At 54.8% G+C, this 15,062-nt stretch carries 15 protein-coding genes, 2 tRNA genes and 1 rRNA gene; 10 read left to right on the top strand and 8 right to left on the bottom strand.

The window, feature by feature from the left end; all coding sequences use genetic code 11:
- Nucleotides 1-34: 34 nt before the first annotated feature.
- The 3 genes from ldcC (at nt 35) to tilS (ending at nt 3,990) form a co-directional block, all read left to right on the top strand.
- Nucleotides 35-2,173 (top strand): lysine decarboxylase LdcC, encoded by a 2,139-nt coding sequence (gene ldcC, locus K7B04_RS00490; protein ID WP_223803275.1) that lies wholly within the window; start codon nt 35-37, stop codon nt 2,171-2,173.
- A gap of 62 nt (nt 2,174-2,235) precedes the next feature.
- Nucleotides 2,236-2,625 (top strand): VOC family protein, encoded by a 390-nt coding sequence (locus K7B04_RS00485; RefSeq protein WP_163447292.1) that lies wholly within the window; start codon nt 2,236-2,238, stop codon nt 2,623-2,625.
- A gap of 57 nt (nt 2,626-2,682) precedes the next feature.
- Nucleotides 2,683-3,990 carry a tRNA lysidine(34) synthetase TilS gene (tilS, locus tag K7B04_RS00480; protein WP_223803274.1) on the top strand — a complete coding sequence of 436 codons (1,308 nt, stop codon included), beginning with the start codon at nt 2,683-2,685 and terminating at the stop codon, nt 3,988-3,990.
- Nucleotides 3,991-4,006: 16 nt separating this feature from the next.
- On the opposite strand, the gene rof is transcribed toward tilS, so the two are convergent.
- Both rof and K7B04_RS00470 read right to left on the bottom strand, forming a co-directional pair.
- A complete protein-coding gene (gene rof, locus K7B04_RS00475; protein ID WP_163447294.1) occupies nt 4,007-4,267 on the bottom strand; it encodes a Rho-binding antiterminator in 261 nt (86 codons plus the stop codon).
- Nucleotides 4,254-4,454, bottom strand: coding sequence for a YaeP family protein (locus K7B04_RS00470; RefSeq protein ID WP_064547602.1), 201 nt, complete (start codon nt 4,452-4,454; stop codon nt 4,254-4,256). The genes rof and K7B04_RS00470 overlap by 14 nt, the downstream gene beginning before the upstream one ends.
- Before the next feature lie 166 nt (nt 4,455-4,620).
- Here K7B04_RS00470 and K7B04_RS00465 point away from each other — a divergent pair, with 166 nt between their 5' ends.
- Genes K7B04_RS00465 through nlpE form a run of 3 tightly spaced genes read left to right on the top strand, consistent with a single transcriptional unit; the run spans nt 4,621 to nt 6,308 of the window.
- Nucleotides 4,621-5,166, top strand: coding sequence for a YaeQ family protein (locus tag K7B04_RS00465; RefSeq protein ID WP_163447296.1), 546 nt, complete (start codon nt 4,621-4,623; stop codon nt 5,164-5,166).
- Nucleotides 5,163-5,576, top strand: a complete 414-nt coding sequence (gene arfB, locus K7B04_RS00460; protein WP_223803273.1) for an alternative ribosome rescue aminoacyl-tRNA hydrolase ArfB — start codon at nt 5,163-5,165, stop codon at nt 5,574-5,576. Before K7B04_RS00465 ends, arfB begins: the two co-directional genes overlap by 4 nt.
- Before the next feature lie 36 nt (nt 5,577-5,612).
- A complete protein-coding gene (gene nlpE / locus K7B04_RS00455) occupies nt 5,613-6,308 on the top strand; it encodes an envelope stress response activation lipoprotein NlpE (RefSeq protein WP_167576697.1) in 696 nt (231 codons plus the stop codon).
- A gap of 104 nt (nt 6,309-6,412) precedes the next feature.
- On the opposite strand, the gene proS is transcribed toward nlpE, so the two are convergent.
- From proS to metN, 6 genes are all read right to left on the bottom strand, one after another.
- Complete coding sequence (gene proS, locus K7B04_RS00450; protein WP_167576695.1) at nt 6,413-8,131, bottom strand: proline--tRNA ligase; 1,719 nt, start codon at nt 8,129-8,131, stop codon at nt 6,413-6,415.
- A 113-nt stretch (nt 8,132-8,244) separates the two neighbouring features.
- Nucleotides 8,245-8,952: a tRNA (N6-threonylcarbamoyladenosine(37)-N6)-methyltransferase TrmO gene (gene tsaA / locus K7B04_RS00445; RefSeq protein WP_163447302.1), complete on the bottom strand. Its 708-nt coding sequence runs from the start codon at nt 8,950-8,952 to the stop codon at nt 8,245-8,247.
- Nucleotides 8,952-9,356 (bottom strand): Rcs stress response system protein RcsF, encoded by a 405-nt coding sequence (gene rcsF, locus K7B04_RS00440; protein WP_064547614.1) that lies wholly within the window; start codon nt 9,354-9,356, stop codon nt 8,952-8,954. The genes tsaA and rcsF overlap by 1 nt, the downstream gene beginning before the upstream one ends.
- 110 nt (nt 9,357-9,466) lie before the next feature.
- Nucleotides 9,467-10,282, bottom strand: a complete 816-nt coding sequence (metQ, locus tag K7B04_RS00435; RefSeq protein ID WP_163447304.1) for a methionine ABC transporter substrate-binding lipoprotein MetQ — start codon at nt 10,280-10,282, stop codon at nt 9,467-9,469.
- Between the two features lie 40 nt (nt 10,283-10,322).
- Complete coding sequence (locus tag K7B04_RS00430) at nt 10,323-10,976, bottom strand: methionine ABC transporter permease MetI (RefSeq protein WP_064547618.1); 654 nt, start codon at nt 10,974-10,976, stop codon at nt 10,323-10,325.
- Complete coding sequence (metN, locus tag K7B04_RS00425) at nt 10,969-12,000, bottom strand: methionine ABC transporter ATP-binding protein MetN (protein WP_163447306.1); 1,032 nt, start codon at nt 11,998-12,000, stop codon at nt 10,969-10,971. The genes K7B04_RS00430 and metN overlap by 8 nt, the downstream gene beginning before the upstream one ends.
- Before the next feature lie 188 nt (nt 12,001-12,188).
- Between metN and gmhB the strand changes: the two genes are divergently transcribed.
- The 4 genes from gmhB to K7B04_RS00405 all read left to right on the top strand — a co-directional run bounded on the left by gmhB (nt 12,189) and on the right by K7B04_RS00405 (nt 15,003).
- Nucleotides 12,189-12,752: a D-glycero-beta-D-manno-heptose 1,7-bisphosphate 7-phosphatase gene (gene gmhB, locus K7B04_RS00420; protein ID WP_163447308.1), complete on the top strand. Its 564-nt coding sequence runs from the start codon at nt 12,189-12,191 to the stop codon at nt 12,750-12,752.
- A 378-nt stretch (nt 12,753-13,130) separates the two neighbouring features.
- Nucleotides 13,131-14,670, top strand: a 16S ribosomal RNA gene (locus K7B04_RS00415).
- A 70-nt stretch (nt 14,671-14,740) separates the two neighbouring features.
- Nucleotides 14,741-14,817: transfer RNA gene (locus tag K7B04_RS00410), tRNA-Ile, on the top strand.
- A 110-nt stretch (nt 14,818-14,927) separates the two neighbouring features.
- Nucleotides 14,928-15,003: transfer RNA gene (locus K7B04_RS00405), tRNA-Ala, on the top strand.
- Nucleotides 15,004-15,062 lie beyond the last annotated feature (59 nt).

Genomic DNA, 15,062 nt, shown 5'->3' with positions numbered 1-15,062 from the left:
TTATGCTTTTACCTGGATTGTCCAGGAGGGAAGCATGAATATCATCGCGATTATGGGCCCGCACGGCGTCTATTACAAAGACGAGCCAATCAAGGAACTGGAGAGTGCGCTACAGGCGCAGGGCTTCAAAATTATCTGGCCGCAAAACAGTGCCGACCTGCTGAAGTTTATCGAGCACAACCCGCGCATCTGCGGGGTTATTTTTGACTGGGACGAATACAGCGTCGATCTCTGCGGAGAGATAAACCAGCTCAATGAATATCTGCCGCTTTACGCTTTTATCAATAACCACTCGACGATGGACGTCAGCGCGCATGACATGCGCATGGCGCTGTGGTTTTTCGAGTATGCGTTGGGGCAGGCCAGCGATATTGCAACTCGCATCCGTCAATACACAGATGAATACCTCGATAACATTACGCCGCCGTTCACCAAAGCGTTATTTACCTATGTGAATGAGGGTAAGTATACCTTTTGTACGCCGGGGCATATGGGCGGTACGGCCTATCAGAAAAGCCCGGTTGGCTGCCTGTTTTATGATTTCTTCGGGGCCAATACGCTAAAGGCCGATGTGTCTATTTCGGTGACTGAACTGGGGTCGTTGCTTGACCATAGCGGCCCGCATCTTGAGGCGGAAGAGTATATCGCCCGCACCTTTGGCGCCGAGCAGAGCTATATGGTGACTAATGGTACCTCTACCTCGAATAAAATTATTGGTATGTATGCGGCGCCTGGCGGCAGCACGTTACTGATTGACCGCAACTGCCATAAGTCGTTGGCGCACCTGCTGATGATGAGCGATGTTGTGCCGCTGTGGCTCAAGCCGACGCGTAACGCGCTGGGTATTCTCGGCGGGATCCCGAAACGGGAGTTTACTCGTGACAGCCTCCAGCGGAAGGTGGATGCCACCGACGGTGCGCAGTGGCCGGTGCATGCGGTGATCACTAACTCTACCTATGACGGCCTGCTGTATAACACCAACTGGATTAAACAGACGCTTGATGTTCCGTCGATTCACTTTGATTCCGCCTGGGTGCCCTATACCCACTTCCACCCCATTTATCAGGGGAAAAGCGGCATGAGCGGCGAGCGCGTGCCGGGGAAAGTGTTCTTTGAAACCCAGTCGACCCACAAGATGCTGGCGGCGCTGTCGCAGGCATCATTAATCCACATTAAGGGCGACTATGATGAAGACACCTTCAACGAAGCCTTTATGATGCACACCTCGACGTCACCGAGCTATCCGATCGTGGCGTCAATCGAGACCGCCGCGGCCATGCTGCGCGGTAATCCCGGACGTCGACTGATCAATCGCTCGGTCGAACGCGCGCTGCACTTCCGTAAAGAGGTACAGCGGCTACGAGAAGAGTCGGACAGCTGGTTCTTTGATATCTGGCAGCCGGAAGAGATTGATGAAGCTGAGTGCTGGCCGGTGTCGCCAGGAGAGGACTGGCACGGTTTCAGCGACGCCGATGCCGATCATATGTTCCTCGATCCGGTGAAGGTAACGATCCTCACGCCAGGCATGGACGAGCAGGGCAATATGAGCGACGAAGGGATCCCGGCGGCGCTGGTGGCAAAATACCTCGACGAGCATGGTGTAGTGGTGGAGAAAACCGGGCCGTATAACCTGTTGTTCTTGTTCAGCATCGGTATTGATAAAACCCGAGCGATGGGGCTGCTGCGTGGGCTCACGGAGTTTAAGCGCGCCTACGATTTGAACCTACGGGTGAAGAACATGCTGCCGGATCTCTATGCTGAGGATCCTGACTTCTACCGCCATATGCGCATTCAGGATCTGGCGCAAGGGATCCACCGCCTGATTCGCCAGCACGATCTTCCGCGGCTGATGCTGCGGGCTTTTGACGTGCTGCCGGAGATGAAGCTGACGCCACATCGCGCATGGCAACAACAAATTAAAGGCGAGGTGGAAACGGTGGCGCTGGAAGAGCTGGTTGGGCGCGTTTCGGCGAACATGATTCTGCCGTATCCACCGGGCGTGCCGCTGCTGATGCCGGGGGAAATGATCACCGAGGAGAGCCGTTCCGTGCTCGATTTCCTGCTGATGCTTTGTTCCATTGGACGACATTATCCGGGCTTTGAAACCGATATCCACGGTGCAAAACGCGATGAAAACGGCGTCTACCGCGTTAGAGTCCTAAAAAACGGCTGAGGGCTTGCATGATAACGTCCTGCGCGGGTAACGTGCTGAGAAACGGTTAACGGAGTAAAACCATGCTGGGATTAAAACAGATTCACCATATTGCTATCATCGCCACCGACTACGCGAAGAGTAAGGCCTTTTACTGCGACATCCTTGGCTTTACGCTGCAAAGCGAAGTCTATCGTGAAGCGCGCGATTCGTGGAAAGGTGACCTGGCGCTGAATGGCCAGTATGTGATTGAACTGTTTTCCTTCCCGTTTCCCCCCGAGCGCCCCAGCCGTCCGGAGGCGTGTGGATTGCGCCACCTGGCGTTCAGCGTAGAGGATATCGATGCCGCTGTGGCGCATCTGGAAGCCCACGGCGTTGCCTGTGAGGCGATTCGCATCGATCCGTACACCGACAAGCGATTCACCTTTTTCAACGATCCTGACGGCCTGCCGCTGGAGCTTTACCAGCAGTAAGGCTTGTCATCAGCCGCCCGGCCCGGTAACGTGCCGGGCGATACTTTTCACGATGATATGACAATGACGCCTTCTTCCCTTGTGCAGCAACTCTCTCCGCATCGCCAGTTTCTGGTCGCGTTCAGCGGCGGTCTCGACTCGACGGTGCTGTTGCATCAACTGGTTTGCTGGCGGCGACAGGAGCCGGGCATTTCCCTACGGGCTATCCACATTCATCATGGCATCAGCCAGAATGCCGACAGCTGGGTTGAGCACTGCCAGCAGCTGTGCGCAGAGTGGCAGGTACCGCTGGTGGTCGAACGCGTCACGCTGAGGCAGAGTGGCGCAGGGCTCGAAGCCGAGGCCCGAGCGGCGCGCTATCAGGCTTTCCGTGAAGCGCTGTTGCCCGGAGAAGTACTGCTGACGGCGCAGCACCTCGATGACCAGAGCGAGACGTTGCTGCTGGCGCTTAAGCGCGGTAGTGGGCCTGCCGGACTATCGGCGATGCCGGTGAGCGCGACGTTTGCCGATACACAGCTGATCCGCCCTTTGTTGCATGAAACTCGCGCCACGCTGCTGCTGTGGGCACAGCGTTACGGACTGCGCTGGATTGAAGATGAGAGCAATCAGGACGACGCCTACGACCGCAACTTCCTGCGTCTACGCGTCTTGCCGCTGCTGAATGCCCGCTGGCCGCACTTTGCCGAAGCGGCAGCGCGTAGCGCGGCGCTGTGCGGGGAGCAGGAACAACTGCTGGATGAGCTGCTGGCCGACGAGCTGTCGCGGCTGCTTGACGAAAACGGCTCGCTGGCGATTGACCCTCTGAGCAGCATGAGTGGGCCGAAACGCGCCGCGCTACTGCGCCGCTGGTTGGCCGGGCTGGGGGCAACGATGCCGTCGCGGGAAATGCTGACTCGGCTGTGGCAGGAGGTGGCACTTGCGCGTGAAGATGCCTCGCCGTGCCTGCATCTCGGCGATTTTGACGTTCGTCGCTTTCAGCAACGTTTGTGGTGGGTTAAAGCGCTGCCAGGGCAAACGGATAACGAAATCGTGTGGCAAAATTTACGCGCGCCGCTGGTATTACCGGACGGTCTTGGGCAGGTCTTTTTGTCGCCGGGCGGCGATATTCGTCCACCGCATGCCGGCGAACCGGTTACGATTCGTTTTAAAGCGCCGGGGATGCTGCATATCGTAGGCCGTCACGGCGGACGCAAGCTGAAGAAAATCTGGCAGGAGCTGGGCGTGCCCCCCTGGCTGCGTGATACCACGCCGCTGCTGTTTTACGGCGATACGCTAATGGCCGCCGCAGGACGATTTGTGACGCGAGAGGGGTTGTGTGAAACGGGAGAAGGCGTACAACTTAGCTGGCAGAAAACGGGCAGCTAAGCTGCCCGTTTCTTAATTATGATTCACTGACCACCACGGTGCCGATTTGCGGGTGGCTGAAGCTGGTTATCCGATCAAGACGCAGCTCGCGCAGATCGCCCGCGCTGTCGACAACCAGATATTCCACGTTCTTGCGTGATAACAGGTCGTGAGCTTTGGCTTGCAGCACTTCGCCATCTTTCAGCTCCAGCGAGAGGACGAGGTGGTGCTGGCAGGCAAGCTCAAGATTGTCATAGTCATCACAGTTGATGGGTTGATAAGTATCATTCATTGACATAATCGCTCACCAGTAAGTTTGCCGCCGCATACGCGGCTTTTTCCCTGACTGACTCAGAAATGGCGTCATCCGCCGCAACTTCGTTCAAAACTTTCAGTACACAGCCTAGCGCATCCGGGATATACCCTAAATCACCGCTCGCGATTTCCGCGTAGCGTTGGCGAATCAACTCACAATAGTTGCCCACATGCCCTCCTGTCAGCGCTTCAATTAAGCCTATGAAGATAATCTCTGTTTAGCAAGGTGACTATATCACACTCATTTAAGCATTATCAGCGGGATGAGCGGCGGCAGACGGGCCTTTTGGCGCTGATTTCGTTACAATGACCACCATTTTTTTCAGGAGTTTAGCCATGGCGCTGAAAGCAACGATTTATAAAGCAGTGGTCAACGTCGCCGATCTCGACCGTAGTCAGTTTCTGGACGCGTCGTTAACCCTCGCGCGCCACCCATCCGAAACCCAGGAGCGCATGATGCTGCGTCTGCTGGCGTGGATTAAGTATGCTGACGAACGTCTGCAGTTTACCCGCGGCCTCTCTTCGGACGACGAGCCGGAGGTGTGGCTGCGCAACGATCATTTGGGTATCGATCTGTGGATTGAGCTGGGGCTGCCGGATGAGCGGCGGATCAAAAAAGCCTGTAGCCTGGCGCAGGAGGTGGCGCTGTTCACCTATAATAGTCGTGCTGCGGAGATTTGGTGGCAGCAGAACCAGAGCAAAATGGCGGGCTTTAAAAACCTGAGTATCTGGTATCTTGACGATGAACAGCTGGCGAAGCTCAGCGCGTTTGCCGAGCGCACGATGACGCTGCAAGCGACGATTCAGGAAGGGGCAATCTGGTTATCGGATGCTCAGAATAATCTGGAAATTCACCTGACGCCGTGGCAGACGCGGGCATGATTACGCTTTCCCGGCAGGTGAGCATCCCGGATGATGAACTGACGATTACCGCCATCCGGGCGCAGGGCGCGGGCGGGCAGCATGTGAATAAGACCTGCACGGCGATTCACCTGCGTTTTGACATTCGCGCCTCCAGCCTGCCGGAGTATTATAAAGAGCGCCTGCTCGCCGCCAGCCACCACTTAATTTCTGCTGACGGTGTGATTATCATTAAGGCGCAGGAATACCGTAGCCAGGAGATGAATCGCGAAGCGGCGATTGCCAGGCTGGTGGCGGTGATCCAGACGTTAACGACAGAACAAAAAAGCCGACGCCCTACGCGCCCAACCCGCGCGTCGAAAGAGCGGCGGCTGAATTCAAAAGCGCAGAAATCTTCAGTGAAGTCCATGCGCGGGAAAGTTCGCTATTAAGCCGGACGTGGATGTAATAAGTATAAGGAATTGAGGGTGAAAAAAGCGATATTGGCCATTGCGGCCACGGGGATGCTGTTTGGGTTATTCGGATGCAACCATTCTGAAGTGACCACCGTCAAGCCGACGCAGCCAGCAGAATTAACCCCTATGCAGCAAAGCTGGCGCGGTGTTCTGCCGTGCGCAGATTGCGAAGGCATTGAGACCTCATTGTTCCTCGAGAAGGACGGTACCTGGGTGATGAACGAGCGCTATCAGGGCGTCAGTCGTGAGCCGTCATCGTTTGGCTCGTACGGTACCTGGGCGCGCACCGCCGATAAGCTGGTGTTGACCGACAGCCAGGGGGAGAAGTCTTACTACCGGGCGAAGGGTGACAAGCTGGAGATGCTTGACCGCGAGGGTAACCCCATCGAATCGACGCTGAACTATACGCTGGAACCGGTTAAAGCAAGCCTGCCAACCACGCCGATGGCAATGCGCGGGATGTATTTCTACATGGCAGACGCGGCCACCTTTACCGACTGTGCTACCGGGCAGCGCGTGGCGGTCGTGAATAACGCCCAACTGGAGCGCGATTATGCGGCTGCAAAAGGCGGCGAGAACAAACCGATTCTGCTGGTGGTCGAAGGGCACTTTACCGTTGAGGCTAATCCGGATACCGGCGCGATGGTGAAGACTTTGGCGACCGATAAAGGCGCGAAGTTTGTGCCAGGTAAGGATTGCGGCAACTAATAAAAAGGCCTCGCATCATGCGAGGCCTTCGTTTTTTTGCCGGATGATCCGGCAAAGGTTATCCGGGAATTCCCGGCGTCGCTTCGCTCAGCCGGGGTTCGCGATTAGCCTTTAATGGCTTTCACCAGGTAATCGACGATGTCGCCGGTTTTAATCAGCTGCTTCTCGCCGTTACGACGGTATTTGTATTCGATATCGTCGTTGTCGAGGTTACGGTCGCCCAGCACGATGGTGTGCGGAATACCAATCAGCTCCATATCGGCGAACATCACGCCCGGACGCTCTTTACGGTCGTCCATCAGCACTTCGATACCCTGCGCACGCAGTTCAGCGTACAGCTTCTCTGCCAGTTCCTGCACGCGGTAGGATTTGTGCATGTTCATCGGCAGAATCGCTACCTGGAACGGCGCGATGGCGTCTGGCCATACGATGCCGCGGTCGTCAAAGTTCTGCTCGATAGCCGCAGCCACGACGCGAGTCACCCCGATACCGTAGCAGCCCATGGTCAGGATCTGGTTACGGCCATCTTCGCCCTGTACGGAGGCTTTCATCGCTTCTGAGTACTTGGTACCCAGCTGGAAGATGTGGCCCACTTCGATACCGCGTTTGATCATCAGCGTGCCTTTGCCATCCGGGCTCGGATCGCCAGCGACCACGTTACGGATGTCCGCCACTTCTGGGGTAGCGACGTCGCGATCCCAGTTGATGCCGAAGTAGTGCTTACCGTCGACGTTTGCGCCAGCGGCGAAGTCGCTCATTGCCGCAACGGTGCGGTCAATAACGGTTGGAATTGGCAGGTTGACCGGGCCGAGAGAGCCTGGACCTGCATTCACCAGCGCACGAATTTCTGCTTCGGTGGCAAAAGTCAGCGGAGCCGCAACCTGTGGCAGTTTTTCCGCTTTCACTTCGTTCAGCTCGTGATCGCCGCGAACCAGCAGCGCAACCAGCGGAGACTTGCTGCCTTCTACCGCTTTAACCAGCAACGTTTTCACGGTTTTCTCGATTGGCAGGTTGAACTGCTCAACCAGCTCGGCGATGGTTTTGGCGTTTGGCGTATCGACCAGCGTCATTTCCTGGGTTGCTGCCGCGCGCGGCTCTTTCGGCGCCAGCGCTTCTGCGAACTCGATGTTTGCCGCGTAGTCGGAAGAGTCAGAGAAGATCACATCATCTTCGCCGCTCTGCGCCAGCACCTGGAATTCATGGGAGGCACTACCGCCGATAGAACCGGTGTCAGCCTGTACAGCACGGAAATCCAGGCCCATGCGGCTGAAGATTTTGCTGTATGCCGCGTACATCGCGTCGTAAGTCTCTTGCAGAGATTCCTGAGAGGTATGGAAAGAGTAGGCGTCTTTCATCAGGAACTCACGGGAGCGCATCACGCCAAAACGTGGACGGACTTCGTCACGGAATTTGGTCTGGATCTGATAGAAGTTCAGCGGCAGCTGTTTGTAAGAGCTCAGCTCGTTACGAATCAGGTCGGTGATCACTTCTTCGTGCGTCGGGCCGAGGACGAACGGACGATCGCCACGGTCAGCAATACGCAGCAGTTCCGGACCATACTGTTCCCAACGGCCACTCTCTTCCCACAGTTCGGAAGGCTGAACTACCGGCATTAACACCTCGATCGCACCGGCGTTGTTCATCTCTTCACGCACGATGTTTTCGACTTTTTTCAGGACGCGCACGCCGGTCGGCAGCCAGGTGTATAACCCAGAGGCCAGCTTGCGGATCATCCCGGCGCGCAGCATCAGCTGATGGCTGATAACCTCGGCGTCGGCAGGTGTCTCCTTCAGAGTGGAGAGCAGGTATTGGCTAGTACGCATGTTGTTACGATTCCAGTTGGACGATTGAACAGGCTCAAGACGAGCCTGGCACAAAACAAAAGTGGTTTAGTTTACCAGCGAGAAAGGGATGTCAAAAGAGTGCGCGGCGCAAATTACCGGGCTTCGAGGGCAAAGACCTCAAATCCTGATGCCGTTACGCGCCAGCGGACGTTAAAGTCCAGCAGCCAGACCGCGTAGGTTTTGCCTTCTTCCTCATTTTTACGGTAGGCAGGACGCGGATCCTGCGCCAGCACTTCGGCAATAAACTGACGAAGGCGCGGGTAACGTTTTTCCAGCCCGAGCAACTGCTGGGCGATTTCCTCGCTGAAGGTGACGTTAATATCGGCCTGTGGCGCGTCCTGCGCATAGCTAGCGCGCGCTTCCGGCAGCGATTCGGCAAAGGGCAGATACGGTTTAATGTCTACCACCGGCGTGCCATCGACGAGGTCAAGCCCGCCAAGTTCAAGAATCACCTGTTCTTTATGGCAGCGGATACCACGCAGTTCGACCAACGACATCCCAATTGGGTTAGGGCGGAAGGTCGAGCGAGTTGCAAACACGCCCATTCTCGCGTTGCCGCCCAGACGAGGAGGGCGAACGGTGGGGCGCCAGCCGCCTTCCATCGTTTGATGGAAGACAAACAACACCCACAAATGGCTGAAAGCCTCCAGACCGCGCACCGCGTCGGCCTGGTTGTAGGGGGCGACCAGATGCAGCTCGCCGCTACAGCTTTTAACCAGCCCCGGCTGGCGAGGTACGGCAAACTTCTCTTTATAAGGAGAGCGAATAACGCCAATTTGCGCGAATGAGAAGGTGCTCATTACTTCGCGGAAACGTTGAGCGCAGACCCGACGCAGACCGCCTGACGGTAGCAGCCCGGCGTGCCGCTCGTCACTTCACAGCTGTGCAGCAGTACTGCGTTCGCTTTCATTTTCGACGCGTTAATTTGCATGCGTTTGCGCGCGGTTGGGATATTCGGCGGTGAATCCTGATTGGTTGCCTGGCAAGATTCGCCCGACACCTCGCCCAGATCGCGGAACGGCTTACCGACCAGATCTTCAGCGTTGGTAATAATTCGTACCGGCGTTGCGCGTGGCGCCTTCGGTTTCGCGGTCTCCGTTTTGACGGGGGTCGCAGTGCTTTGAACGGGTTCAACGGGAGATCTGTTTAGCATGGAGCAGCCGCCTAACAGGAGCGCTAATAAACAGACCGGTAAAGCACGCATAGTAATTCCTCTATAAAGGGTAGACCAGGGGGCTATTGAATCAGGTGCTTGCATAAATGACAAGACGGGCATGTGCCCGTCTTGAAAGATACTGCTTAGCGGTAAGACAATTACCAGCCTTTAACAGCGCCGCCGTTGAAGATTTTGTTCGCCGCTTCGTAAACTTCGTCAGACTGGTACGCCTGAACGAATTTCTTCACGTTTTCCGCGTCTTTGTTGTCTTCGCGAGTGACAATCAGGTTCACATACGGAGACTCTTTACCTTCCACGAAGATACCGTCTTTCGCCGGGGTCAGGTTGATCTGGCTGGCGTAGGTGGTGTTAATGACGGCCAGCGCAATCTGCGCATCGTCCAGGGAGCGCGGCAGCTGCGGAGCTTCCAGTTCAACAATCTTCAGATTTTTTGGGTTCTCTACGATATCCAGAGAGGTCGGCAGCAGACCAACGCCGTCTTTCAGTTTGATAAGCCCCTGTGCCTGCAGCAGCAACAGAGTACGGCCCAGGTTAGTTGGATCGTTAGGCACGGCAATCTGGTCGCCCGCTTTCAGTTCATCCAGAGATTTGATTTTCTTCGAGTAGCCAGCAATCGGGTAAACGAAGGTATTACCCACGGATACCAGTTTGTAACCACGATCTTTGATCTGCTGATCGAGGTACGGTTTGTGCTGGAAGGCGTTGGCGTCAATGTCGCCTTTGCTCAGCGCTTCGTTCGGCAGTACGTAATCGTTGAAGGTAACCAGCTCAACGTCCAGACCGTATTTCTCTTTTGCTACTTTCTGTGCAACTTCAGCAACCTGCTGTTCTGCGCCGACGATCACGCCGACTTTGATGTGGTTTGGATCTTTCTCGTCCTGGCCGCAACCAACAAGTGCCAGAGAACCAATCAGGGCCCCAACTGCCGCAAAGGTTTTAAAATTGAACGCCATGCTTATTTCCTTAAACTTTTAAGTTGTGTTGTGTGTAACGCTATTTATGAGTCACTGCCCGGACGATACGATCGCCAGATAGTTGAATTAAATAAACCAGAACGACCAGCAATACCAGCACTGTATTCATCACGACCGCATTATAACCAATGTAGCCGTACTGATAGCCAATCTGGCCCAGGCCGCCAGCGCCCACGGCACCGCCCATCGCGGAGTAACCAACCAGCGTAATCAGCGTAATGGTTGCCGCATTCACCAGGCCCGGGAGGGCTTCCGGCAGCAGAACTTTACGGATGATTTGCATCGGCGTTGCGCCCATTGCGCGGGAAGCTTCAATCAGCCCGGTCGGGATCTCCAGCAGGGCGTTTTCCACCATACGGGCGATAAACGGCGCGGCACCCACGGTCAACGGAACAATCGCCGCCTGCAGACCAATGGAGGTGCCCACAATCACGCGGGTAAATGGAATCATCCACACCAGCAGGATAATGAACGGAATGGAACGGAAGATATTCACCAGCGCAGAGAGAATGCGGTAAAGCTTGCCGTTCTCAATGATTTGTCCCGGACGTGTCGTATAAAGCAGCACGCCAACCGGCAAACCAATCACGAAACCGAAAAAGCCTGACACAAACGTCATGGCCAGCGTTTCCCAGACGCCGCGCGCCAGTAACCACATCATGGCCTCAGACATAACCCAATACCTCTACTTTTACATGGTGTTGCTGCAGCCAGGCGATGGCCGCTTGCGTATCTTCAGGTGTACCGTGCATTTCGGTCAGCATGATGCCGAACTTCACGCCGCCCGCGTAATCCATCTGCGCGCTAATAATGTTGTTATTCACGTTAAAACGACGCGCGGTTTCTGACAGCAGCGGGGCGTCTACCGAATGACCGGTAAACTCCATGCGCAGCATGGGAACGCTATCAGCGGACTGAGTGTCTTTCAGACGTGCCAGGTAGTCTTCTGGAATATCCAGATGCAGTGTGGACTGAATGAACTGCTGCGCCAGCGGCGTTTTCGGATGAGAGAAGACTTCACTCACCGTATCCTGTTCGATCAGCTCACCGTTGCTGATCACGGCGACGCAGTCACAGATACGCTTAACGACATCCATTTCGTGGGTGATAAGCAGAATAGTCAGGCCCAGACGACGGTTAATGTCTTTCAGCAGTTCGAGAATAGAACGCGTGGTGGCCGGATCCAGCGCGCTGGTGGCTTCATCACACAGCAACACCTTGGGGTTGCTGGCCAGAGCACGGGCAATCGCCACGCGCTGTTTCTGTCCGCCGGACAGGTTTGCCGGATAGCTGTCGTGCTTATCGCCCAGACCGACGAGATCCAGCAGCTCGGTGACCCGGCGCTTGATTTCTTCTTTTGGCGTATTGTCGAGTTCCAGAGGCAGCGCGACGTTGCCAAATACCGTGCGAGATGAGAGCAGGTTAAAGTGCTGGAAGATCATGCCAATCTGGCGGCGTGCTTTGGTCAGTGCCGACTCAGATAATGAAGTCAGTTCCTGGCCGCCGACCTGAACGCTGCCTTCGGTCGGGCGTTCAAGCAGGTTAACGCAACGAATGAGCGTACTTTTACCTGCGCCGGATGCGCCAATGACGCCGTAAATTTGTCCCGCAGGTACGTGCAGGCTAACGTTGTTTAGTGCCTGAATCGTACGGTGGCCCTGCTGGAACACCTTGGTGATATTCGAAAGTTTAATCATTAGATTTTTTATTATCAGTTAGGAGTTATCCGCGGCATTTTCTTCTGCCCTGGACGGGCGATGACCGTCAACAAAACGGATGTTAAGGCATCTAGACGTCTAAATCAATCTGATTTATGCGATCGACACTTTCTTGCCTGGCGAAACATGCGATACTAAGGGCACATGCCTTATTCAGGAGCAACACGGTGGCAAAGTCCGTACCCGCTATTTTTCTCGATCGTGATGGCACGATTAATGTCGATCATGGCTACGTTCATGAAATAGATGAGTTTGAGTTTATCGATGGCGTCATTGACGCGATGCGTGAATTAAAAGAAATGGGCTATGCCCTGGTGTTGGTGACCAACCAATCGGGTATTGCTCGCGGGAAGTTTACTGAAGCGCAGTTTGAAACGCTGACGGAATGGATGGACTGGTCGCTGGCCGACCGTGGTGTCGATCTCGATGGTATCTACTATTGTCCGCACCACCCGCAGGGAACGGTAGAAGAGTATCGTCAGGTATGCGACTGTCGCAAACCGCATCCAGGTATGTTGAAGTCGGCGCAGGAATATCTGCACATTGATATGGCTTCTTCTTATATGGTTGGCGATAAAATTGAAGACATGCTGGCAGCCGCAGCGGCGAATGTCGGCACAAAAGTGCTGGTGCGCACCGGTAAGCCGGTGACGGAAGAAGCGGAGAAAGCGGCGGATTGGGTGATTAATAGCCTGGCAGACCTGCCTGCGGCCATCAAAAAGCAGAAATAATCGACGAAAAGGCGAAAAGGTGAGCGGTTGAAAGAAAAATGCATTTTCCCTCTTGTCAGCCAGAAATAACTCCCTATAATGCGCTCCCACTGACACGGAACAACGGCAAACAAGCCGCCGGGTCAGCGAGATTCTCCTGAGAATCTCGACAGAGAAAAGCGAAATTAAACGCTTGACTCTGAAAGAGGAAAGCGTAATATACGCCACCTCGCGACAGAGCGCTAAAGCGCGTCGCAACTGCTCTTTAACAATTTATCAGACAATCTGTGTGGGCACTCGAAGATACGGATTCTTAACGTCGCAAGACGAAAAATGAATACCAAGTCTCTGAGTGAACACGTAATTCATTACGAAGTTTAATTCACGAGCATCAAACTTAAATTGAAGAGTTTGATCATGGCTCAGATTGAACGCTGGCGGCAGGCCTAACACATGCAAGTCGAACGGTAGCACAGAGAGCTTGCTCTTGGGTGACGAGTGGCGGACGGGTGAGTAATGTCTGGGAAACTGCCCGATGGAGGGGGATAACTACTGGAAACGGTAGCTAATACCGCATAACGTCGCAAGACCAAAGTGGGGGACCTTCGGGCCTCACACCATCGGATGTGCCCAGATGGGATTAGCTAGTAGGTGGGGTAACGGCTCACCTAGGCGACGATCCCTAGCTGGTCTGAGAGGATGACCAGCCACACTGGAACTGAGACACGGTCCAGACTCCTACGGGAGGCAGCAGTGGGGAATATTGCACAATGGGCGCAAGCCTGATGCAGCCATGCCGCGTGTATGAAGAAGGCCTTCGGGTTGTAAAGTACTTTCAGCGAGGAGGAAGGCGTTGTGGTTAATAACCGCAGCGATTGACGTTACTCGCAGAAGAAGCACCGGCTAACTCCGTGCCAGCAGCCGCGGTAATACGGAGGGTGCAAGCGTTAATCGGAATTACTGGGCGTAAAGCGCACGCAGGCGGTTTGTTAAGTCAGATGTGAAATCCCCGGGCTCAACCTGGGAACTGCATTTGAAACTGGCAAGCTTGAGTCTCGTAGAGGGGGGTAGAATTCCAGGTGTAGCGGTGAAATGCGTAGAGATCTGGAGGAATACCGGTGGCGAAGGCGGCCCCCTGGACGAAGACTGACGCTCAGGTGCGAAAGCGTGGGGAGCAAACAGGATTAGATACCCTGGTAGTCCACGCCGTAAACGATGTCTATTTGGAGGTTGTGCCCTTGAGGCGTGGCTTCCGGAGCTAACGCGTTAAATAGACCGCCTGGGGAGTACGGCCGCAAGGTTAAAACTCAAATGAATTGACGGGGGCCCGCACAAGCGGTGGAGCATGTGGTTTAATTCGATGCAACGCGAAGAACCTTACCTACTCTTGACATCCAGAGAACTTAGCAGAGATGCTTTGGTGCCTTCGGGAACTCTGAGACAGGTGCTGCATGGCTGTCGTCAGCTCGTGTTGTGAAATGTTGGGTTAAGTCCCGCAACGAGCGCAACCCTTATCCTTTGTTGCCAGCGGTTCGGCCGGGAACTCAAAGGAGACTGCCAGTGATAAACTGGAGGAAGGTGGGGATGACGTCAAGTCATCATGGCCCTTACGAGTAGGGCTACACACGTGCTACAATGGCATATACAAAGAGAAGCGACCTCGCGAGAGCAAGCGGACCTCATAAAGTATGTCGTAGTCCGGATTGGAGTCTGCAACTCGACTCCATGAAGTCGGAATCGCTAGTAATCGTAGATCAGAATGCTACGGTGAATACGTTCCCGGGCCTTGTACACACCGCCCGTCACACCATGGGAGTGGGTTGCAAAAGAAGTAGGTAGCTTAACCTTCGGGAGGGCGCTTACCACTTTGTGATTCATGACTGGGGTGAAGTCGTAACAAGGTAACCGTAGGGGAACCTGCGGTTGGATCACCTCCTTACCTTAAAGAAACGTTCTTTGAAGTGCTCACACAGATTGTCTGATGAAAAATAGCAGTAAAGAATCTCTGCAGGCTTGTAGCTCAGGTGGTTAGAGCGCACCCCTGATAAGGGTGAGGTCGGTGGTTCAAGTCCACTCAGGCCTACCAAATTCTTCCTGATACCGCGTTGTGAAACGACTCGCATACTTCAGTATGCTTCGCCGTTCCACGCCTTGTCTCAGAAAGAATTACGGTTTTAAGAGATTCTGTCAAACGATGGGGCTATAGCTCAGCTGGGAGAGCGCCTGCTTTGCACGCAGGAGGTCTGCGGTTCGATCCCGCATAGCTCCACCATCTTTACTGCAACAAACCAAGAAAACTTCAGAGTGTACCTGAAAAGGTTCACTGCGAAG

Origin of the sequence: Kluyvera sp. CRP (assembly GCF_019930565.1) — a bacterium.
GTDB classification, from domain to species: Bacteria; Pseudomonadota; Gammaproteobacteria; order Enterobacterales; family Enterobacteriaceae; genus Kluyvera; species Kluyvera georgiana_A.
This window is presented reverse-complemented; position numbering and strand designations above follow the sequence as displayed.